Source organism: Prevotella heparinolytica (assembly GCF_002998535.1).
In the GTDB taxonomy this organism is placed as follows: Bacteria; Bacteroidota; Bacteroidia; order Bacteroidales; family Bacteroidaceae; genus Bacteroides; species Bacteroides heparinolyticus.
In genome coordinates this window covers 1,182,633-1,204,009 of sequence record NZ_CP027234.1, presented here as the reverse complement: position 1 = coordinate 1,204,009, position 21,377 = coordinate 1,182,633, and the positions used below count along the sequence as shown (strand labels likewise).

Genomic DNA, 21,377 nt, shown 5'->3' with positions numbered 1-21,377 from the left:
AGTTGCGGCAGATTATTTCTTGAAATAACGGTTGTACAATCCTTCGAAACCTTTGCCGTGGCGTGCTTCGTCCTTGGCCATTTCGTGAACGGTATCGTGGATGGCATCCAGATTCAGTGCTTTGGCACGGGTAGCGATGCGCTTCTTATCTTCGCATGCACCGCATTCGGCATTCATTCTTTTTTCAAGGTTGGTTTTGGTGTCCCATACGCAGTCGCCCAGCAACTCGGCAAATTTGGAAGCGTGTTCTGCTTCTTCCCAAGCGAAACGTTTGAAAGCTTCTGCTATTTCAGGATAACCTTCACGATCGGCCTGACGGCTCATAGCCAGATACATGCCGACTTCCGTGCATTCGCCCATGAAGTGGTTGTTCAGGTCTTTAATCATTTCGTCGTCGCAACCTTTGGCTACGCCGATAACGTGTTCGTCGGCAAATACTAACGGGCCGTCGGCTTTAGCTTCCTCAACTTCCACGAACTTGCTGGCAGGAGCTTTACACAAAGGACATTTTTCGGGAGCTGCGTCTCCTTCATGAACGTAACCGCAGACAGTACATCTAAATTTCTTCATTTTTCTCAGATTTTAATTAGTTGAATTAGTTATTGTTTGTTGTACCCGAACGCTCTTGTTCGATACAGTGTTTGCAGATTCCTTTATAATAGTAGTGTGTTTCTTGTATGTCGTGTCCTTCCGTATTTGTTATTTCGGGTTGTTTGCACAATGCTTTGCTTTGCAGGTCGTACACTCTTCCGCAACGTTTACATAAAAAATGAGCATGCAGGGAGGTATCGGCGTCGTAACAGGTGTTCCTATCATCAATCGTCAGCGTTTGGGCGGCGCCTTGCTCGCTCAACAGTTTCAATGTATTGTACACGGTTGTTTTCGACAAGGTCGGTATGCCCGGAGCCAATGCCGTATATATCTCGTCTACGGTGGGATGCGTTCGATGCTCCATCAGATAGTTCATGATTGCTATCCGTTGCAGGGAAGGCTTTATACTATGTTCTTGCAGTCGTTTAATGGCATCCATATTGTTTTGTTTTTTTAACTTGTAATGGTTACATTTTTAGCTCTCTTGCAAAGATAGGAACTTCTTTGCAGCCACCAAAATATTTCTGTGCTTTTTTAGAGGCTGTTTTGAATTTGTTTTAGTTCCCGTAAGGGTTTCCTCTTTAAGGATTTTGTCTGTCCTCATAAGAGTCGTGTCCTTTTGCAGCCGTGCAAATTGCTTGCAAACATTATTCGCCATACAACACGGATTATTGATAATCATTTTTTACTATCAAGGGATGGCATGCCATATCCTTTCTTTTTCTTCTTTTACGAGGGTGTGTCAAAATAGACACATCCTCTTTTTTTGCACAAAGCCCCGACTTTCTCAAGCCAGGGCTTTGCTATTTCCTAAAGTTTTTGTAACTTTAGGCATACAAAATTACGTTATGTCAAAGTTACACTTTCGCCCTTACACTTGCAACCAAACGGTGCTTTTTCCACAACGGCTTGATGAAAATATTGCGGAGAACGACCCTGTCCGCATGGTCAACGCCATTGTTGACGGTCTTAATTTGGATAATTTCCGCAAGCTCTACAAGGAAAGCGGTCGTAGTCCATACCACCCGAAGATGATGCTCAAGGTTATCCTCTATGCCTATATGAATAATATCTATTCTTGCCGCAAGATAGAGCAATTGCTCCTGCGTGACATACACTTCATTTGGCTTGCAGGATATGAGAAACCTGATTTTATTACTATCAACCGATTCCGTAATCGTGTCAAGGACGAACTCAACAATGTATTTACCCGGTTGGTTCTTCTGCTCGCGGAGCGTGGCTTTGTAACGCTCGATGTGGAATATATCGATGGTACGAAGATAGAGTCAAAAGCCAACAAATACACTTTTGTATGGCGCAGGACAATAGAAAAGAATCGCACTAAACTGATAGAGAAGATACGCATCCTCCTGCAGCAGGTCGATGATACCATTGCGCAAGAGAAATCCTCGGAGAAAGAGCATGTGGAGTTCACGCCCGCAACATTGAGCGAACTGTCTGCCGAACTTAGAGAAGCCCTTGCCACGCCCCCTGCCGCTACCACCAAAGAAGAGAAAGCACAGTGCAAGAAAAAGGAGAAACAGATAAAGGAACTGGATAAGTACCGTGAGAAACTGCAGGAGTATGACAGCCGTCTTGAACAGATTGGCAGTCGCAATTCCATGTCCAAGACAGACCCTGACGCCACGTTCATGCACATGAAAGAGGATGCCATGAACAACGGGCAGACCAAGCCCGGCTATAATCTCCAGATAGCGACGGAGAACCAGTTCATCACCGACTTTGCCCTGTTTCCCAATCCCACCGACACGCTCACGTTTATCCCCTTTATGGATTCTTTCTTCCGGCGCTATCACCGTCATCCTTCCACCGCCGTTGCCGACTCGGGGTACGGCTCGGAGGAGAACTACCGTTTCATGGAGGATGCCGGCGTGGAGGCATACGTCAAGTACAACCGTTTCCACATGGAACAGCGTCCACATTATACACCGGCCCCGTTCCATCAGGACAGCCTGTACTATAATAAGGAGGAGGATTATTACGTCTGTCCCATGGGGCAGCACATGGAGCGCGTCGGGACAACCCGTGGAAAGACCGCAGGCGGATACCTCACCGAAAGCGCACGCTACCGGGCGCAGAACTGCAAAGGATGCCCGCTCAGATGCAGATGCTACGGGGCAAGGACGGACAGACGCATCATGGAGGTCAACCACAGGCTGAACGAATACAAGGGAAAGGCACGGGAAAGGCTCACTTCCCGGGAAGGCATCAGGCACAGGGGACGGCGGTGCATTGAACCTGAAGCCGTCTTCGGACAGATGAAGTTCGATATGGCATACCGACGCTTCCGGCACTTTGGAAAAGACAAGGTTTTGATGGACTTTGCCTTCTTCGCCATGGCCTTCAACATCAAGAAAATGTGCGCAAAGATGCTCAAGGGGGGGATATCGGGGCTGTCAGACGCATTTACAGCCTTGATTTGTGTCCTGATACGCCTTTTCCGGCCCAATGGAGGCCGTCATGGAAGAAAAACAGAGTTGATTGCGGCATAAGGGAAATCGAGCAGGGAAGACGCGAAAAAACAAAAAAAAGAGGATGTGTCTATTTTGACACACCCTCGGTGAATCAGTCGGCGACTGAAACCATTTCAGTCCCTGAGTGAAACCATTTCAGTCGGCGACTGAATGTGGTTCGTTCGGCGACTGAAACAGGCTGTGTCGGGAATCGAACGGATTTCTGATTTTTTTGTAAAATAAAATGGGGGTATGGGGTGCGTTCTCTTACTGCTTTTTTCCATGGAGATACCGTCGAAGAGGGGGGCTGAGAAGATTTGAGGTGCGAAACTACTGATTGTTTTGGCTTTATGGAGAAATTAGCGTACTTTTGCGACATTGATATACATAGAAAGCATTTCTTATGAACTACGGATACGTAAAAGTAGCGGCGGCTGTACCCCGCGTCAAAGTGGCAGATTGCCGGTTCAATGCCGAACAAATTGAAAAAGAGATAATCATTGCCGATGGGAAAGGCGTGCAAATCATTGCTTTCCCCGAACTGTGCATCACCGGATATACATGCGGCGACCTTTTCGCGCAGCAACTTCTGCTCGAAGAAGCGGAGATAGGATTGATACGGATTCTCAATGACACGCGTCAGATGGATATCATTTCGATATTGGGCATGCCCGTAGCATGCAATGGGCTATTGCTGAATGTGGCGGTTGTCATTCAGAAGGGGAAGGTGCTGGGAGTCATTCCCAAGACCTATCTGCCCAATTACAAAGAGTTCTACGAGAAGCGTTGGTTCACTTCTGCTTGCGAAGTACACGAGAGCAGCATACGCCTTTGCGGACAAGTGGTGCCGATGGGTCGAAACCTGCTGTTTGAAACGGCAGACGTCACATTCGGGGTTGAGATTTGCGAAGATTTATGGGCACCCATTCCGCCCAGTTCCGTATTGGCTCTGCAGGGAGCGGAGCTGTTGTTCAATCTCTCGGCCGATACCGAGGCCATCGGTAAGCATGCCTATCTGCGTTCGCTCATCGGTCAGCAGTCCGCACGCTGCATATCGGGCTACGTATTCAGTTCGTGCGGTTTCGGCGAGTCTACTACGGATGTGGTGTTTGCAGGCAACGGGCTGATATATGAAAACGGCAATTTGTTGGCGGCAAGCAAGCGCTTTTCTTTCGAGGAGCAGATGGTGGCCGGCGAGATAGACGTGGATTACTTGCGTGCCGAACGCAGGGTCAATACCACCTTTGCCGCTTGTCGTGCAAACTGCGCTTCGGAACCTGCCGTACACATCTCTACTGAGTATGTCAATGGCAAGGACTTGAACCTGACCCGTACTTACAATCCGCATCCTTTTGTCCCGCAGGGTGCTGCCTTGGATGAGCGTTGCGAAGAGATATTTTCCATCCAGATGTCCGGACTGGCGCAACGCTTGGTGCATACCAAAGCTCAAAGTGCCGTTGTGGGAATATCCGGCGGATTGGACTCTACATTGGCATTGTTGGTCTGTGTAAAGACTTTCGATAAGTTGGGGTGGTCTCGCCGGGGCATTATCGGCGTAACCATGCCGGGTTTCGGAACAACCGACCGTACTTATACCAATGCCGTCAATCTGATGAAAGCCCTCGGTGTGACAATACGTGAGGTCAGCATCAAAGAAGCGTGCATCCGGCATTTCAAGGACATTAATCATGACATCGACGTGCACGATGTGGTATATGAAAACGCGCAGGCACGCGAGCGCACTCAAATCCTGATGGACATTGCCAACCAAACCCGGGGGCTGGTGATTGGAACGGGCGACCTTTCGGAACTGGCTCTGGGGTGGGCCACGTACAACGGCGACCACATGTCCATGTACGGTGTGAATACCGGTATTCCCAAAACATTGGTAAAGCATCTGGTGAAGTGGGTGGCAGAGAATGGCATGGATGATGCTTCGCGCGGTACGCTGCTCGATATTGTAGATACTCCCATCAGTCCGGAACTTATTCCGGCAGACGAAAACGGCAATATCAGTCAGGTTACGGAAGATTTGGTAGGGCCGTATGAACTTCACGACTTCTTCCTGTATTATTTCATCCGTTGCGGTTTCCCTCCTTCCAAGATTTTCTTTTTGGCTGCACGTACTTTCAAGGGGGTATATGATGAGGAGACCATCCGTAAATGGTTGCAGACTTTCTATCGTCGTTTCTTCAGTCAGCAATTCAAACGCTCCTGTCTGCCCGATGGCCCTAAGGTGGGGAGTATTTCCCTCAGTCCGCGCGGCGATTGGCGGATGCCGAGCGATGCAGGAAGCGAGATGTGGTGGAAGGGGTAGAGGGAAGAGGTTTCCTTTTCAACCACGCATTCAAACTGTCCAACAGCACGGGCGATTGCTTGCTCACCGCCCATGAATAGAACTGCGTGAAGCTGATGGCCGTATTGATATCTATCTGAGGCAGGCTGTCGGCAAGGGCACGGGCAATGCTTTCGTCACATACGGCATAGTCGATGTCGCCGTGCGCCACCAATGCAATCAGTTGCTCGGAACCATACTTCTCTATCTCTTTGACGTAGATTGTATCGCCGATTTCATTTCCTAAATTCCGGATGCGCAGTATGGAAGGAGAGCCTTTTACTACGTGCAATGTCTTTTCCGCCAAGTCGAGCTGGCTCTTGATAAACCGTGATGAGTCGGGAGCGTTCCGGAGATTCCGTTGCACCAAGACCTGTCTGCTTAGCGCAATCGGGGTAGTGAGCAATAAGGAATCTTTCAGCTCGCTGGTGGCAGGGATGCCGTAGGCTATTACGTCATACTTCCCGTTTGCCAGACCCTCCAACCGTTTGTCGAAGCTCATCTCCGGAGAGACGACTACCCGTAATCCGTGGTCGAGGGCAAAAGCCTTTATCAGTTCATAATGAACCCCCGACAAGGTATCGCCATCTACATGGAAAGCTATGGAGTTATATTCCGTAGCGGCATATATGACGCCTTCGGCAGCAATCTCGGCATAGTCGCGCGGATGTTTCTGCGGTTCTTCTTTAGGCCGGACAAGGTAATGGGCTATCAAAACTGCCGTAATCCCTAAAAACACATATTTCAGAAGTTTGCTTTTGGTCATGCCGTTGGTCTTTTAATCATAGAAGTTCCACGAAATGCCGATTTTGAACAAACGCGGGTTTATCGGGTAATGAGGAACCAGGAAATAGTTGGCCTTTCCCATACCGGCATTGACATGATACATCATGGCAAAGATTCGCGTCCGTTTCAAATGCAAGTTGGCATAAACGTTCACAATGGGATAACCGCCGATTTCCACCCGGTTATCTGTCGATTGCAGATGAAACTGCTGTATGCCGGGGGCATAGGCGGGAGCATCATACTTGCTGAAGTATCTGACGTCGGCACCCAACTGAACAGTCAATACCTTTTTTGCCAATTTGGTCAATAAGTATAGGTTGTGGTATAATGAGAGTTGCGGCAACGGAAGCACTGTTTCGTTGCTTGTCTTTTGCCAAGTCACCTCATTATCCAGATGGAGGATACCCAGACGGAAGTTCTGTTTCAGGGTGGCCGATAGCACTTGTATGTTGTCTCCGTTCTGTTCGGGGATGGCGTTCCGGTTGAAGTAAACGTAGTTTTTGATGTTCTCCACACCGGCGCGTAGGTTGGTTCCCCGGCGGGCAATGTTCAGTTCTCCCTCTATGCGCGTACGGAATTCCTTGTTCATATCATTGTTGTCCCAGTTGTAATGGTTGGAGTGATAATGACGCATATAGAAAGAGGGTAGGGTATTGCTTATGTAGCTTCGGGCATATAAATTCACGGTATCTTTCCACAGCCGGAAGTTCATGTCAAGATTGGCGTTGATGCGGAATTGCCCGATGGCTTTTTCGAGCAAGCCGACTTCGCCGTTTACATTGTAATGCAGCAGTTTGCCTTCACGTTTGGCCAGCTTGCCCCCTAAGAATACTTCCTGCTCCGTATGGCGGATTCGGCTCATATCCGTGAGTGTATCCGTATTCATCAAATCATATCGGCTGAATTTATGAGAGATATACGCCGTAAGTCCTGCTTTGGCATATTTGTTGAATCCTTCCAGCAAGGCTATGCCGAATGTGTTCTTTACGCTGAAAGCCGTGGTAGAGTCGTTGCTGTGATTCTTATAAAGTTTATACTTTTCGGGGAAGAAGCCGGTAGGTTCGCTCCCCGAATAGAACTGATGTCGCGACTGCTCCACTTTTACCGTATGGATGAAGCTGGTGACAGGAACGAACTCTTCCGTGACGATTGTATCTTGCGGAGTACTTGCCATGACGGGCAGGCTGTCGTTGTCGGCGTGGTGATGCGCATGATCGGCGGCAACTTTCGCTCCTTGCGGTTGCTTCTCTTTTATGGTCTGCGTCTTTCGCGTGAAGCCGAGCCGATAGCGTTGGGTGAGATAGACGTAGAAATTCCTGTTGCGGTTGGAAGTCTGCTCCAATTTTACGGGGATGGTAGTCGATTCGTATTGCTTTTTCCCTCCGGACATATTTTCCGGACGCGTGATGTATTGGTCGTCCGTGATGCCGCCGTTTTCGTTCATTTTCAGGAAGAAGTTGTTGTATATTCCTTGTATCTGATACTTTTCGCCGATGTAGCTTCCAAACAATCCGGCATTGAAGTGCGAGGTCGACTGGTTCTGATAGTAGCCGCGTCCGTACAGGTAATCCATATTGAAGCCGAAAGCCAGTCTCTTGTTTACATTCACTGAGAAGTACGATTTGAACCGTTCTTCACCGTTCACTTTATTTCCGGCTTTATAGTAAGTCAGGTTGGTATAGGGAACATTGCTGTTTGTAAATCTCACTTGATCCGGACGTACAAAGAAGCTGGAGAAAGGTTCTATGAAGATGGTCGGTTCCTGAGCGTTCCGTTCAAAGAAGATGCGCGATAGGCGCGGCGAGCCTAAATTCCCTAAATAGTTATATTGTCCCGAAAGTCCTTCTACCAGATTACTGTTTTGGAAATTGAGGTTGGCGGTATCGGCAGGCATGATGGTGCGGTTGCCCAGTGTTTCGCTTATCTGCCACATGTAGAGCTTGGGCGGAAGACTTTTGATTTCCGTGTGGGTACTGTCTTCCAGATTGTCAGGCCGGGTGCTCGGATCTACCTGATTGCCGAAGCGGTCGCGGTTGTTCGTCGGGTTCAGGGTGTTTTGCGCCATTGTGCTCCATATCCCGACGATGGATAGAAATATATATGTCAGTGCAATTCGTCTCATAATTAGGCGCAAAGATACAATAAAAAATTATTTGCTTATGGAATTCTGCCTTTTTTGCTTCTTTTAAAGGAGGGTTTGGGCGGGTTGACCGGCATATGGCATAAGGCACGGATTTCACGAATTGAAACGGATTAAAATCGATTAAGTCCGTAAAATCCATGTAACCCGTGCCTGAAAAAGAGGGGTGTATAAAGAGCCTTTATATAGGTCTATTTCATTTCCCGAATCAGCTCCATGCCGCGCTTGATAGCCTCTTCGTTCATCGGAATCAAGTGGTGATGGCGTTCGGGCAATGTCTTCTTCAATCCTTTGATTACACTGTCAAGAGTAACCATCGGCTTTATTTTCAGTAATCCGCCCAACACAATCATATTGAATGCCTTGGCGTTGTTCATTTCGTTGGCGGCATCCATGGCATCGATTCGAAATACACGGATGTCTTTACGTGTAGGCGGGTGTATGATGCCGTAGCCGTCGTAAATAAGTACGCCTCCCGGTTTCAGTTTGCTTTCAAACTTTTCCAACGACGGTTGATTCAGGATGATGGCTGCATCATATTTGCTTAAAATGGGCGAGGATATCTTCTCGTCGCTTACAATGACGGTCACATTGGCCGTGCCGCCACGCTGCTCCGGTCCGTAAGCCGGCATCCAGGTGACTTCCTTTCCTTCCATCAGTCCGGAGTATGCCAGAATCTTTCCCATGGACAATACGCCTTGTCCGCCGAAGCCTGCTATAATGATTTCTTCTTTCATTGTTCTTCTGTCTTTAGCATGATTATTTATCTTTCAAGTCTCCCAGCGGATAGAATGGGAACATGTGTTCCACCATCCATTCGTTCGATTTCGCGGGCGACATCTTCCAGCCGGAGTTGCAAGTCGATACAATCTCCACGAGGTTGGAACCTTTGCCTGCCATCGAGTTTTCAAATGCTTTGCGGATGGCTTTCTTCGCCTTGCGAATGGCGGGGACGGACTGCACGCTTTGACGCGTCACGTAAGCGGTTCCTTCCAGTTGCGCGGCGATGTCGGCCATCTTCAGCGGATAGCCGTGCAGATGCACGTCACGTCCGTAAGGGCTGGTAGATGTCTTCATGCCTACGAGGGTGGTGGGGGCCATCTGTCCTCCCGTCATGCCGTAGATGGCATTGTTGATGAAGATGATGGAGATGTTTTCGCCTCGGTTCAAGGCATGTATCGTTTCGGCGGTGCCGATGCAGGCCAGGTCGCCGTCTCCCTGATAGGTAAACACAAGGCGGTCGGGCCAAAGGCGCTTGATGGCGGTGGCAAGTGCCGGTGCACGTCCGTGGGCGGCTTCCTGCCAGTCGATGTCTATATAGTTGTAGATGAATACGGCGCATCCCACGGGCGAGATACCTACCGCTTTGTCTTCAAGTCCCATTTCTTCGATAACCTCGGCAATCAGTTTATGAACCACGCCGTGGCTGCATCCCGGGCAATAGTGCATGGGGTTGTCATTCATCAGGGTCGGCTTCTTGGCGACCAGATTTTCGGGCTTTATAATCTCTTCTTTTGTCATAATCACTTCTCCTTATCTGTTGGTGAATCGTATGAAAAACTCCATCAGCTTGACGAATATGGCTGCGCCGCAGACGTAGATGAACAGTTTGAAGTCGTCTCTTGCCGCAAAATAGATGATGATGGATGCCGTCGCAAGTATCAGGAATAGGATATTCAGTACGTTTCTTATTTTATCCGGGTTCATTTCTTAATCAGTTTTTCTTTCAGTGCGTTTACTATCTCGTCCGGGTCGGGAACGATGCCTCCCAAGCGTCCGAAGTGTTCCACGCTTACTTTACCGTTTACGGCGAGGCGGACATCTTCTACCATCTGTCCGGCATTCAGTTCCGTGACGAGCATACCTTTCACCTTGTCGGCGTATGCGGCAATGGCTTTGGTAGGGAAGGGCCACAAAGTGATGGGGCGGAGCATGCCAACTTTAATGCCCTCTGCGCGTGCCAGTTCCATCGCTTTTTGTCCGATACGTGCCATGGAGCCGAAGGCTACAATCAGGTACTCGGCGTCTTCGCAATGGATTTCCTCGAAGCGCACCTCGTTTTCTTCGATGAGCTTGTATTTGGCTTGGAAGCGGATGTTGTTCTTCTCCATCTCTTCCGGTTTCAATTCCAGCGAGGTGATGATGTTGGGTTTGCGGCCTTTGGTTTTGCCGGTAGTGGCCCAAGGGCATTGCTCGATGACCTCGGCATCGGTGCGGCGCGGCTTTTGCTCGGGCAGTACCACCTTTTCCATCATCTGTCCGATGACGCCGTCGGCAAGGATGATGGCCGGGTTGCGGTATTTGAAGGCGAGTTCGAAAGCCAGGCCCACGAAGTCCGCCATTTCTTGTACCGAGGCCGGTGCGAGGGCTATCAGCCGGTAGTCGCCGTGTCCGCCGCCTTTCACTGTCTGGAAGTAGTCGGCCTGGCTCGGCTGGATGGTTCCCAGACCGGGGCCGCCGCGCATCACGTTTACAATCAGGCAGGGCAATTCGGCGCCTGCCAGATAGGAGATTCCTTCTTGCTTCAGGCTGACGCCGGGGCTGGAGGAGGAGGTCATTACCTTCTTTCCGCATCCGGCACCGCCATATACCATGTTGATGGCCGCCACTTCGCTTTCTGCCTGAAGAACCACCATGCCGGTCGTTTCCCAAGGTTTCAGTTCGGCCAGTGTTTCCAATACTTCCGATTGCGGAGTAATGGGATATCCGAAATAGCCGTCTACGCCGCAGCGGATGGCCGCATAGGCGATGGCTTCGTTTCCTTTCATTAGTACGACTTCTTTTGCCATATTCTACAGATTTACTGGTTTATTCTACTTTTACTTTATACACGGAGATACATCCGTCCGGACATACGGTGGCGCACGATGTGCAGCCGTTGCATGTATCTTCCAATATTTGGTGGGCATAGTTGTATCCCTTTGCATTAACCTCTTTGGTGAGGGCTATTACATTGAGCGGACAGGCCACCACGCACAGGTTGCAGCCTTTGCAACGCTCGGTGTCCACTACGATTGCTCCTTTAATCTTTGCCATAATTTACGTTTTTAAGATTGATTACTGATTGTACATGTCCTTGTTGTAGAAGTTCAGGATGTCCATAGCCATTTGCCGGGCGTGCCGGGCCGGGCTTTCAGGGTTCAGGTCGATGGCCCGGCGGTAGTTGTTCAGCGCTTGTTGCCAGTCGCCTTGTTTCCGGTAGGCGTTTCCCCGCAGATAGTAGGCTTCGTCTTTGCCGGGGAAGTCTGTTTGCAGCATTTCGTCGAGCAGCCGGATGGCTTGCTCCACATTTCCCTCGTTGATAAGCTTTTTTATGGTATTCAGTCGTTCCATATCTAAAAAATATCCGGGTTATCGAACGACAAAGATAGTTTTTATTTGAAGATAACAAATAACTTCGCGGTGAAAAAAGAGCAAAAGAGGGCAAATAGAAGCCCGAAGTCCTTACTCGTTCTGTCAGAGTGTCAGGGCTTCGGGCCGAAAATTAGGAAATATGGTTTTGCCGCCTTACAACTTGTGTATGGGCTGTTCTTCATTTACAAATTTTGCCGTCGCCTCCACTAACCGGTATCTGCGGCACACCTCGAGGATGATTTTCTGCGGAATGTCCGTCACCATCGGCCGTGTCATTCCGTCTTCGCCGGTCGCGTGGCGCAAGGGCAGTTGAGGGTATATGGCGTGCAATATCAGTGCCGAGCGGTCGTAGGCTGTGAACGCCTCTCTCCTCATGTCGATGTTTATAAGGCAACTCTTGCGGAATTCCGCCGCTTCCTGCATCCTTTTGATGGTTCGATAAGATTTCATGGATAATAATGGTTAATGAGCGTCGTCAGGGTATAAGGATTGGAATTGAAGCATCGGCGGTATCGGTGTGGGGAAGAGGTTAAGGGCACGGGCCACATGGTCGTCATGAGTTCTCCTATTAAACGCGTCGTGTTTATTTCCCATATGGTTCCGTGCCCCATACCCTGATCCGGTGTTATTCTTTTCTTACGTCTGACCTCTTACGTCTAACGTCTAACCAAGCGGATTCTCTCCTTGGCCGCCCGAACCCGTACCGCCGCCCGAGCCGGAACCGCCCGAAGCACTGCCGCCCGGTGTAGGCGCAGGCAGTCCTTTGGCTTTGCGGTAGTCCGCCATCGAGGCATAGTTTACGCCGGCCTCCAGCACACCTCCGTCCTCGAAGCTGAGTTCTCGGATAATCCTGCCGCGAAGTTCCCGGGCAGGTGTGAACGTTACACGGGGCGATTTAATCATCGTGCCCACGTTGAAATCTTCTATCTTCTCCACGCCTGCACTTTTAAAGGTGATGCGGAATGTACCCAGGCCGGGCACATTCACCGTGTGTCCCTGCTGCAACTGTTGGGGGATGAACTCCGCCAGCAGCTCCATGGCTGCCTCCAGCTCGATGGGTGCCGTGGTGGTATGTACCGTTGCGGCACGGGTCAAAGCTTTGGGAGACAATGGTTTTGCACTGTTTGGCACGGCATACCACTTAGCCGGGTCATTCTTCTTCATCGGGTGCTTCTTCTGCACCAATTTGTAACTGATACTCATACTGATAAAGTTTTAATTAATAATTAAATGATAATAACTCACAGTCGGCGTGTGAACGCCTTTTCTTTTAATTCCCTTGAATGTCCCCGCAAGAGGGGTACTTACCTCACTGTGGAGACGCCGTTTACCTCACTGCGGTGACGCTTCTTGTCTCACTGCAGTGACATCACCCATTTCACTGCGGTGTCATCACTTGTCTCACTGCGGTGACGCCGCTTGTCTCGCTGCGGTGTCATCACCTGTCTCACCGCAGTGGCATCGCCACCCCTCACACATATAGCTGACATCAGACATTAAGACCGTACATATCAGAACATTAGCATTCATGCATTAGAACCAAGATAAAATAAAATCCGCGTCATCCGCGCAATCCGCGCCTGAAAAACACCCTCCTCTTGCCTCAGCAGCCGCAAGTCTCGTTCCGCATCCATAAAGTCACGACTTGTATATCCCATTGTATTTACGTATAAAGTGAAACGTGATACTTTCGGCTTTTTCCGACCGGCTTCGCCGGTATCGGGTTCCTGCGGCTTCTTCGCTCCTTTCTAATCTTGAAATGGCCACACGCTGAACCCGCGACCACGGTAGTAATAGTGACTGTAAGGAGATATCGGGTAGACGTAGGACGGGAAAAGGACCATGGCGCGCCCATCCTCTTTTCTGAGCGGCACAGCCGACCAGTAAACGCCATATTGACCTTGTCGCCAAACACCGCCGGAATCGTATAGCCGATAGCCGGAAGCAGGAAAAAAAACAGTATCGCCGGTCATATTCTTGCCACAATAAAGGTTCCAACCTTCGTTCCATGCGCCTTTTTTGTTGACTTCGCCGGCATTAGTTCCTGTTGTAGTAAATCCCGTGAATCCGTTACTCGGAGGAAGTTTATACCCCACGGGGCAAGGGTCGTAGATGGTTTTCACTACAATGTTGTCATTGTGAGTAGTAATGTCATTGTCTGCACTCCAAAGGTTAAGATAACGTGCGTCCATATATGAGTTAGTACAATATACCCCCGGCTTTTGGATGCCTGAAACGATGCAGGCATTATCGGCAGAGAAATTTTCCGTGGCAGGATTTTGATGTACGTTCCGATTCCCATCGGCATCATACCACGTTTTGTTTGTATGTACTTTAAGCCCTCCCACGAACGGGTCTTTACGTCCCCATTGGTAAAAAGTGTTATTCCCAATCTCTGCTGCAATGGTATGCGCTTTCTGTTTTACAGTAAACGTCTGTGTGGCAGCCGATGTGTACCCCGCTGTGGGCTTCTGTTTGAAGCGTACCTGCATGGTGCGTTCGGCATAGTAGGTTTCCTCCTTTTCATCGCACCAACCCAGAGGGTAGGGCATGATGGTGTATTGTATGTTCTGATGGTTGGTGATGACTTTGTCCCCGGTTCCCGGCCTGTAGTCCGTCACCCAGATGTGCCAGCTCCACAGCACGGTGTTTGAGGCGTTGCGCACCGCCACCACGGCGTTGCCCTGCTTGATAGTGGCCTGATTGACGGTGAACGTGAGGAAATGTTTGTCTGCTGACAGTTGTATATCAGTCACGAGGTTCGGCTCGTCCTGCCATATCAGTATTGCGTTATCGGGCGTGCAGTTCGTATTATTGTATATATAGGGATCGGTGATTCCATTCCCGGTATGGTTGATGAAGGTTGTCAGCACATTGCTTCCGCTTGCTGCGGAAGTATAGGCCGCTGTATTGGCAGCCCCGTTCTTTATGGCGTTACCATACACCAGCGGCAGGCGGTACGTGCCCGGCGCATTGACAAGATAGCAGTTGGCCGTGTTCTGTACCTCATCTGCCCCTGTGCTGTTAGAGAGATTCCAGTTCGTTTTCTGCGCAGCCGCTTGCAGCGCAATAGTGTGGTTATCCGGTGTGCTGTTCACCTGCGCCGCCACGGTGGCAGTATACGATGCTGCCGAAGTGCCTCCCTCCCCGTTTTCGGTGAACGCCGTCAGCCACGCGGGTTTGTTTTTGTTCCAGACTATCCCGTCCTCGGAGAACTCCACCTCCCAGGGGATGGGCACAACCTTGTCCACCCCTCCGCCCGATACCGTGGCGTAGCTCTCCACCGTGTAGCTATCGCTTCCTCCCTGATAGTCGTATTCCGCCGGAGCCGTCACCTCCAGCGTAGGGGTAATCACCATGCTTGTCACCGACACCTGATAGGTCACCGTCTTTCCCATTTCCCATTGGCTGCCTGCTATGGAGGCTTTCATCGTGCGCACGGCATTTGTCAGCCTGTCCGTGTACTTCACCTCCAGTTCCGCCCCCGCGGGCAGCTGTTGCGGAATCATCATGAACGTGGCCGCCGCAGGCGTTATCTCCGTGCCGGGTGTCTGGCTCTCGGGTATAGTGGCCGCAGGCGTCAGCGCCTGCGTAAAGTTCTTCCTGTCGGCATGGCCTTCCCATGCGCTCTCGCCTATGCGGTACGTGCCCTTGCCGTACACGCCCTTCAGCGTGACGTTCGTAATCGTCCCCGCAGGCAGGTCATTGCCCGTGACAAAGCGCACGGCCGTCAGCGCATGCTTAAAGGTAAGCAGGGCGGGCGTGCCTCCGCCGCCCGGCATCTCGTCGGTGGCGGCCGTCAGCAGGTCGGTCTGGCCGGCCACGTCGTCAGGAACGGTGTAGGTCAGCACAGGCGCACCTCCGGCGGTCTTGGCCGAGAGTGCCAGGCTCGATGCCGGCAGTGCGCTCTTGTAGGGAGCGTACGCAAAGAAGCGTATCTTCGAGCCCGGCCCCGGCCAGCGGCTGTCCGTAGTCCATCCGCCGGCTTTGCTCACCTCCGTGTCATACATGTAGTCGGGTGTCCGCGTGTCGTTCCACGCTTCCGCGGCGGGATATACGAAAGCGGACACGCCCATGGAGGCGTGCATGGTGGAAGCGTCTACCGGGGCGGCCTTCGTGGCGGGACGGCTTTCTGTAACGGAGACGCCGCCCGTTGTCACGTCCCCCGCAAGAGCGTTTTCCCCGTCCGTGACCATGCCCTCCCTCACCGTGGCGTGCAGGTAGAGCGGCGTTCCTCCCCCGGTCAGGGAGTCCTGCAGGGCAAACACCCGTGTCTCCGGCGGTGTTTCCCCTGCAGGCATCCCCAATGCCTCTACCTTGAATCCGATACTGCGCCCCGGATACGCGCCCCCCTCTTCGTGAGAGTCGTCGCAGGAGCAAACTCCGGCAGTCAGCAGGGCCAGTGCCCCGCCTGCCAATACTGACAATGTCACTCTTTGCATATAGATGTTGTTAGTGATTAGTGATGAATAGATGAATGATAAGTGGCGGGTAAACAGCGGCAAGCGCCTGGCGTGGAGTAAGTGTTGACCGCTGACAACAGCCAGGCACCTGCCGCTAATCACTGATTACATTCCTATCTCGGTGCTTCCCGCCGTCCAGTCTTCCACGGTCACGGTGAAGGTGATGGGGTTGCCCAGTACAGGGTCTCCGCCCGTTCCCGGATTCGGGTCGATGGTCGGGTCGCCGGGATTCACGGGGTCGGTGGGAATCGGATCGATGTTACCCGCGCCGCCGCCCGGAGAGCAGAAGTTCAGCGCGTAGATATACTTCTTCCCGGCTTCCCAGGCAGAGTCTATCTTCACGGCGGAGTAGCCGTACTTTCCTGAAGCGGGCGGATAAATCTGCGTACCGTTCTTCGTGATCTGGCAGAGCACGGCCAGATAGGCTCCGTTCGGAGAGGCGGCGCCGCTCCACGGCGTTAATGTCTGCGGAAGCAGCATGAAGTTCTCCGTTCCCGTGATGTTCTGCTCCGACGCCGTCAGGGTGACGGGGGCGGACAGGCGGGCCGAGAAGCTGGCGGGGGCGTTCGGCGCGTCCCATCCCGCCAGCGGGCCGGAAGCGGTCGTGGGCGAGGTGGGGAAGGTGAAGTTGGCCGCCGATTTCACCTGGCATACCTTCACTCCCTGCACCTTGATGGTGACGGTGGGGTCGGAGCACTTGGCCTTCACCTCTATCTGCGAGAGGATGTGCTTGAAGTTGAGTGCCACGCCCGATGCGGAGGTGGTGCGGCTGCCGGTGTTGTGGGCCACCACGATGTCCTTCTGATCAGAGACCTTCTGCGGTGTCACGTAGCTGAATATCTTCTGCGTGCCGCTGTTGATGTACACCGATGCGCCGGCAGGCAGGTTGGCCGGAGCGTAGGCGAAGAACTTCACCTCGTCGTTTCCGGGCCACGTCTGAGGATCGGTCATTTCCCATTTGCCGCCCGTCTGTCTCACCTCGGCGTTCTCGAAGAGGTTCGTTCCTCCCGAACTCTTGAATGCCGTCACCTTGAAGGGCGACAGGTTGGTCAGCGTGGTGACCGCCCCGCGGGTGGAAGCACCCAGCGTGGGATGGAAGTTGATGGATTCGCTGCGGTTCACAGCGTTCGTTTCGTCCTGCGAGCAGGAACTAAGGCCGATGAGGCCTGCTGCCAGAAGGCAGCCCACAAGTTTCTTTTTCATACTTGTTTTTGTTAGGATTAATAAAATTAGATTAAGAAAAAACACTGCCAGTTACCTGCCAGTTATATCATATATTCCACATATTCACTTTCACGTCATCATCCGCTTGTAAAACAGGGAATCCGCATCATCTCCGTCTGAAGAATCATCATCCGCGTTAAAAACACAATCCGCGGCATCCGCGCCCGAAAGGCTACAGGTCTATCGGCCGCGTCTCCGTGCTCCAGTCGTCCACTCCCGTCTGGAATCCTCCTCCTTCCTCCCCCGCGGGCGCGGGGATCGTCAGTCCGTCCAGCCGTATATGCACGTGCCGCCTGTCGGTCGCGCGGTTCACCTGTCCGCTCACGTCGAACGAAATGCGCCTGCAGCTGCCGTCGCGCAGGGTGACGCTGAGCGTCAGCCGGTGCGACGTGTCCTCCGCCTCGCTCACCCCGAAGCACAGCACCCGGCCCGTGAGCCGTGCCGTGCCCTCCTCGATGCCCGCTTCGAAGCGGAGGGACGAGCGTGAGGGGGAACGGTGCCCGGTTCCCGGGAACAGCGAGGCGGACATGCCTGAGAGCGAGAAGGCTGCGGAAGAGACACCCGCAAGGTTGCGCACGTTCACTATCTCTACGGTGTAGATGTAGCTCTGCTCCTCCGGACAGAGCACGAGCGGACTCTCCGGGGCCGGCAGCTCCGAGGGGACGGTGACGGTGAAGTCCGTGCCGCCCGTTCCCCAGAGCATGCCGGGAGAGGAGACCGCCGGCTCCTGTCCGTCCCCATCCTGCACGGGGAGAGGAGGCGCGCAGGCCTCGAAGCTCTCCGGGGTGTCCGTGCCGCGCAGGAGCGCGGACTCGCTGTCGTTGTTCAGGCAGAGCACGCGGTACGTGCCCGGCAGAAGTTCGGTCAGCCCTCCCTCACGGGGAAAGTCCCTGCGTAAAGGGCTGCCGGAGGAGGGGAAGAAATAGATGCTCATGCCCGTGGCCGACGCCCCGGGGGCGTTGCTCCAGTCAAAGATGACCCGCACCCGTACCGAAGAATCGGGGGCGAAGGCGAAGGGTTTATGGTCGCAGGAGGCGAGCAGCGAGGCGACGCCCGCCGCAAGCAGGATAATCACGGACGCCCCCAACAGGAAGGCGATGCCGTGCAGACGTTTTTTTCTCATGGATGTTCTCATGCTTCTCGTGGATGTTATTTCTGTCGTTCTCATGAATTTCTTATTTTCCGATTTGTGACCTGCGTTTCCCGTTGTAATTGTCATGTCCCAGCAGCCACACCAGCGACACCTCGGCTTTCGTGGGGCCGAACCAGCGGCGTTGCTTCGTGGCCTGCCACAGGTAACAGTCTCCCTGCGGAACGTACTCGTAGTACTCGCCGCCCAGATAGCCGACGCCGATGCTGAAGTCGAGGTTCAGCCTGCGGCCGATGGGGGCGGAGTAGCCGTAGGACAGGCCGCCCCCGTAGCTCCACCGGTCGCCGAGGTAGCCCCTGCCGCCCCACTCGAGGTCGTAGGTAAGCAGCTGCCCGTACACCCCTATGTGGTGCCCCGTCAGCGGCTTGCGGCCGTAGCTCAGCCAGCGGCGCACCTCGAGGTCGCCGCCGTATATGCGGTGGTAGCGGTGGCGGCGGTCGCTCTTCAGCCAGGTGTACATCCAGTTGCCGGCCACCGACCAGCCGCGGCCCACGTAGAACTCCAGCCCGAGGTTGGGCAGCACCAGGGCGTCGTAGAGCAGGTTGGTCTTCACGGCCATGTAGAAAGGCCTGCGCTCCCGGGGCGCGGGTACGGCTTCCGCGGGTTCGGGGGGCAGGATGTAGACGGTGTCCTTAACGGCTTCCCGCACCTCCTCCGACTCGTACCACACGCGCAGGGTGGAGGCGCGAAGCTCGGGGAAGAAACGGCTCTCCATGTAGCGCCAGGCGTAGCCGCCGCCAAGCATGCCTAAGCGCCGTTTACGGCCGTCAGTCACTTGTCCGTCGCACATGAGCCATTCGGGCGTGTGGCGCAGGATGCCGAGCACCTCGTGGCGGTAGGGCATGTACTCGTCGGAGAGCACGAGGCGTTCAAGCCCCTCCCAGTCGATGCCCTTGGGCACGGTCGAGAGCCAGCCGAACTCGTGCGGGAAATAGCCGGAGACCATCTGCCGTATGGCCTCGGCACGCCGCTCGGAGAGGCGTTGGTTAAGGGCGGTGCTCCCCTCGGGGGAGGCGCCGCCGGTGACGCGCAGGCCGCGGATGCGCCGCGAGGGGTCTTGAAGGAGGGTTCTGAAACGTTCGGTGAAGGCGCGCACGCGCGCGCCGTTCTCACGGAAATAGGGGTCGGGGCGCGATTCGCCCTGACGGAAATAGACGCGCACGGAATCCGTGCCACGGCGGGTGCCGGAATCCTGCGCACCGGAATGCCCGGAGAGGAGCAGCAGCAGGAGAAGGATAAAGGGTCTTTTCATCGCCTGTGAATAAGGGTTAATAATTGTGCCCGGGAGGATTGCCTCTTGCGAAGAGGTGTGTCGTACATACGAAATCAGAACGAATACCTCTTGCGAAGAGGTGGGAAGAGACGGGGAAAGGCGGAGGAAAGACAGGGCGGACGGATGCCCGGGCCTCTTTCGGACGCACAAGCGGAGTAAGGAAGTACGGAAGGAGCGGGGATACCCGGATGCGGGTATCTATGCGGGGAATATGCAGTTTTTTTTCAAAATAATTTGCTCGTTTGAAATAAAAGCCGTTAATTCGCAGTCGATTACAAAACCGGGTACACCTCTTCGCAAGAGGTGGCGTATAAAATACCGTCGGTACGGCGTACCCCTTCGCCGGCTCATGCCCGGATTCTTTCCAGCAGTTCGCGGTTGGCCTCCGCCAGCCGTTCGTCCTTTATCCCTTCGATGTATATGAGCGTGGTCTTGGTATCGGTATGCCCCAGCGCCTTGGAGATGACGGGCAGGCCCACGCCATGTTCGTAGGCGATGCTCGCCCACGAGTGACGCGCGACGTAGGAGGTGAGGTTCACCCCGATACCCGCCTGCCGGGCCAGCTGCTTCAACGAGCGGTTGTAGCGGTTCAGGGCGCAGGGATAGGAGACGGGGCATATCCGTCCGTCCTTCACCTTATATAATATAGGGAAGAGATAGTCGGTGCCCTCAGCCTTGTACCTGCCCAATATCTCGAGCATGCACTTTTCGAGTTTCACCCTCACCTGCCGTCCCGTCTTCCGGCGCCGGTAGGTAAGCACCCCGTCCTTTACCTGCCGCTTCCTCAAGTGCGCCAGGTCGGTGAAGGGCATGCCCATGGCGTAGAAGGAGAAGAGGAAGAGGTCGAGGGCGGAAGCACCCGGAGCCGGTGCGGCCTCTTTCCCGGAGCCTCCCCCGCAGGGAGGGCTGAAAGTGGAAAGAATCAGCCTGCGCATCTCCTCCGCCCCGATGCTACGCTTGACGGTGCGCTCGTTGCCCGTGAACACGCCCTTGAACGGCGCCCTGTCCTTCACGAGCCGCTTAGAGGCCGCCTTGTTGTAGATGGCGCGCAGGGAGCGCATGTAGCATGAGGAGGTGTTGGGGCATACGCCACCTTCGCGAAGCCAACGCTCGTAGCGGCGCAGGGTCTCGGCATCGAATGCCGAAAGCGGCACGTCCCTGCCAGAGTTGAAGCGAACGAAAGAGCGCACGGCCGTGCGGTAGTTCTCGGCCGTGGAGCGGCTTAAGCCACGGGATGCCGCACCGGTGAAACCCGAAAGCGTGGGGGAGGCGGTGCGCGCTTTCCGCACTTTCCCCGCACCCTTCTCCTCCTTCGCTTCTTTCTCCTGCAGCTTTTTCTTCGCATCCGCTTTCTCCTCCTGCCGCTCTTTCACCGCTTTCTCTTCTTTTCCCTTGTCTCTTTTGCCGGCGGAACAGGTTCTTTGAAGCCCGTCCGCACTCCTGAAATAAGATAGAATACTGAACATCGTGTATTATGATTTATAGGGTTAATGAATCGCAGGCAAAAATACGGATTATGAGAGAAAGAGCACGCAGGGGCGGGCTTACCGCCTGCGGTATATGCGACGGGGACTTGCAGAACGTCAC

At 53.4% G+C, this 21,377-nt stretch carries 19 protein-coding genes; 2 read left to right on the top strand and 17 right to left on the bottom strand.

The annotated features are described in order from the left end of the window. Positions 1-12: 12 nt before the first annotated feature. Complete coding sequence (locus C3V43_RS04970) at positions 13-570, bottom strand: NADH peroxidase (RefSeq protein WP_106042042.1); 558 nt, start codon at positions 568-570, stop codon at positions 13-15. A 25-nt stretch (positions 571-595) separates the two neighbouring features. After that, entirely contained in the window at positions 596-1,030 is a 435-nt protein-coding gene (locus C3V43_RS04965) for a Fur family transcriptional regulator (RefSeq protein ID WP_106068850.1), read from the bottom strand. 409 nt (positions 1,031-1,439) lie between these two features. Between C3V43_RS04965 and C3V43_RS04955 the strand changes: the two genes are divergently transcribed. Next, positions 1,440-3,104, top strand: coding sequence for an IS1182 family transposase (locus C3V43_RS04955; protein ID WP_106068183.1), 1,665 nt, complete (start codon positions 1,440-1,442; stop codon positions 3,102-3,104). A gap of 364 nt (positions 3,105-3,468) precedes the next feature. Continuing rightward, entirely contained in the window at positions 3,469-5,382 is a 1,914-nt protein-coding gene (locus C3V43_RS04950) for an NAD(+) synthase (RefSeq protein WP_106068848.1), read from the top strand. Here the strand turns inward: C3V43_RS04950 and C3V43_RS04945 are convergent. The 15 genes from C3V43_RS04945 to C3V43_RS04875 form a co-directional block, all read right to left on the bottom strand. Further along, positions 5,318-6,166: a transporter substrate-binding domain-containing protein gene (locus C3V43_RS04945; RefSeq protein WP_106068847.1), complete on the bottom strand. Its 849-nt coding sequence runs from the start codon at positions 6,164-6,166 to the stop codon at positions 5,318-5,320. The two genes, C3V43_RS04950 and C3V43_RS04945, sit on opposite strands and share 65 nt — an antisense overlap. A gap of 12 nt (positions 6,167-6,178) precedes the next feature. Continuing rightward, positions 6,179-8,308 carry a putative porin gene (locus C3V43_RS04940; RefSeq protein ID WP_106068846.1) on the bottom strand — a complete coding sequence of 710 codons (2,130 nt, stop codon included), beginning with the start codon at positions 8,306-8,308 and terminating at the stop codon, positions 6,179-6,181. A gap of 209 nt (positions 8,309-8,517) precedes the next feature. Beyond that, on the bottom strand, positions 8,518-9,063 hold the full coding sequence (locus C3V43_RS04935; protein WP_106068845.1) for a 2-oxoacid:ferredoxin oxidoreductase subunit gamma family protein: 546 nt from the start codon (positions 9,061-9,063) through the stop codon (positions 8,518-8,520). A 22-nt stretch (positions 9,064-9,085) separates the two neighbouring features. Further along, on the bottom strand, positions 9,086-9,847 hold the full coding sequence (locus C3V43_RS04930) for a thiamine pyrophosphate-dependent enzyme (protein WP_106068844.1): 762 nt from the start codon (positions 9,845-9,847) through the stop codon (positions 9,086-9,088). Positions 9,848-9,859: 12 nt separating this feature from the next. Next, entirely contained in the window at positions 9,860-10,033 is a 174-nt protein-coding gene (locus C3V43_RS04925; RefSeq protein WP_106068843.1) for a hypothetical protein, read from the bottom strand. Beyond that, positions 10,030-11,115, bottom strand: coding sequence for a 3-methyl-2-oxobutanoate dehydrogenase subunit VorB (locus C3V43_RS04920; RefSeq protein ID WP_106068842.1), 1,086 nt, complete (start codon positions 11,113-11,115; stop codon positions 10,030-10,032). Before C3V43_RS04920 ends, C3V43_RS04925 begins: the two co-directional genes overlap by 4 nt. 19 nt (positions 11,116-11,134) lie before the next feature. Continuing rightward, entirely contained in the window at positions 11,135-11,362 is a 228-nt protein-coding gene (locus tag C3V43_RS04915) for a 4Fe-4S dicluster domain-containing protein (RefSeq protein ID WP_106068841.1), read from the bottom strand. Between the two features lie 21 nt (positions 11,363-11,383). Further along, positions 11,384-11,659 (bottom strand): tetratricopeptide repeat protein, encoded by a 276-nt coding sequence (locus tag C3V43_RS04910; RefSeq protein ID WP_106068840.1) that lies wholly within the window; start codon positions 11,657-11,659, stop codon positions 11,384-11,386. Positions 11,660-11,833: 174 nt separating this feature from the next. Further along, positions 11,834-12,130: a hypothetical protein gene (locus tag C3V43_RS04905; protein ID WP_106068839.1), complete on the bottom strand. Its 297-nt coding sequence runs from the start codon at positions 12,128-12,130 to the stop codon at positions 11,834-11,836. 213 nt (positions 12,131-12,343) lie between these two features. Then, positions 12,344-12,883 carry an HU family DNA-binding protein gene (locus C3V43_RS04900; protein ID WP_106068838.1) on the bottom strand — a complete coding sequence of 180 codons (540 nt, stop codon included), beginning with the start codon at positions 12,881-12,883 and terminating at the stop codon, positions 12,344-12,346. Between the two features lie 545 nt (positions 12,884-13,428). Further along, positions 13,429-16,122, bottom strand: coding sequence for a fimbrillin family protein (locus tag C3V43_RS04895; RefSeq protein ID WP_129588728.1), 2,694 nt, complete (start codon positions 16,120-16,122; stop codon positions 13,429-13,431). A 126-nt stretch (positions 16,123-16,248) separates the two neighbouring features. Then, complete coding sequence (locus C3V43_RS04890) at positions 16,249-17,346, bottom strand: fimbrillin family protein (RefSeq protein ID WP_106068836.1); 1,098 nt, start codon at positions 17,344-17,346, stop codon at positions 16,249-16,251. A 193-nt stretch (positions 17,347-17,539) separates the two neighbouring features. Further along, entirely contained in the window at positions 17,540-18,490 is a 951-nt protein-coding gene (locus C3V43_RS04885) for a DUF5119 domain-containing protein (protein ID WP_164996217.1), read from the bottom strand. A gap of 52 nt (positions 18,491-18,542) precedes the next feature. After that, entirely contained in the window at positions 18,543-19,769 is a 1,227-nt protein-coding gene (locus C3V43_RS04880) for a DUF3575 domain-containing protein (RefSeq protein ID WP_106068834.1), read from the bottom strand. Positions 19,770-20,137: 368 nt separating this feature from the next. Beyond that, a complete protein-coding gene (locus C3V43_RS04875; protein WP_106068833.1) occupies positions 20,138-21,256 on the bottom strand; it encodes a tyrosine-type recombinase/integrase in 1,119 nt (372 codons plus the stop codon). Positions 21,257-21,377 lie beyond the last annotated feature (121 nt).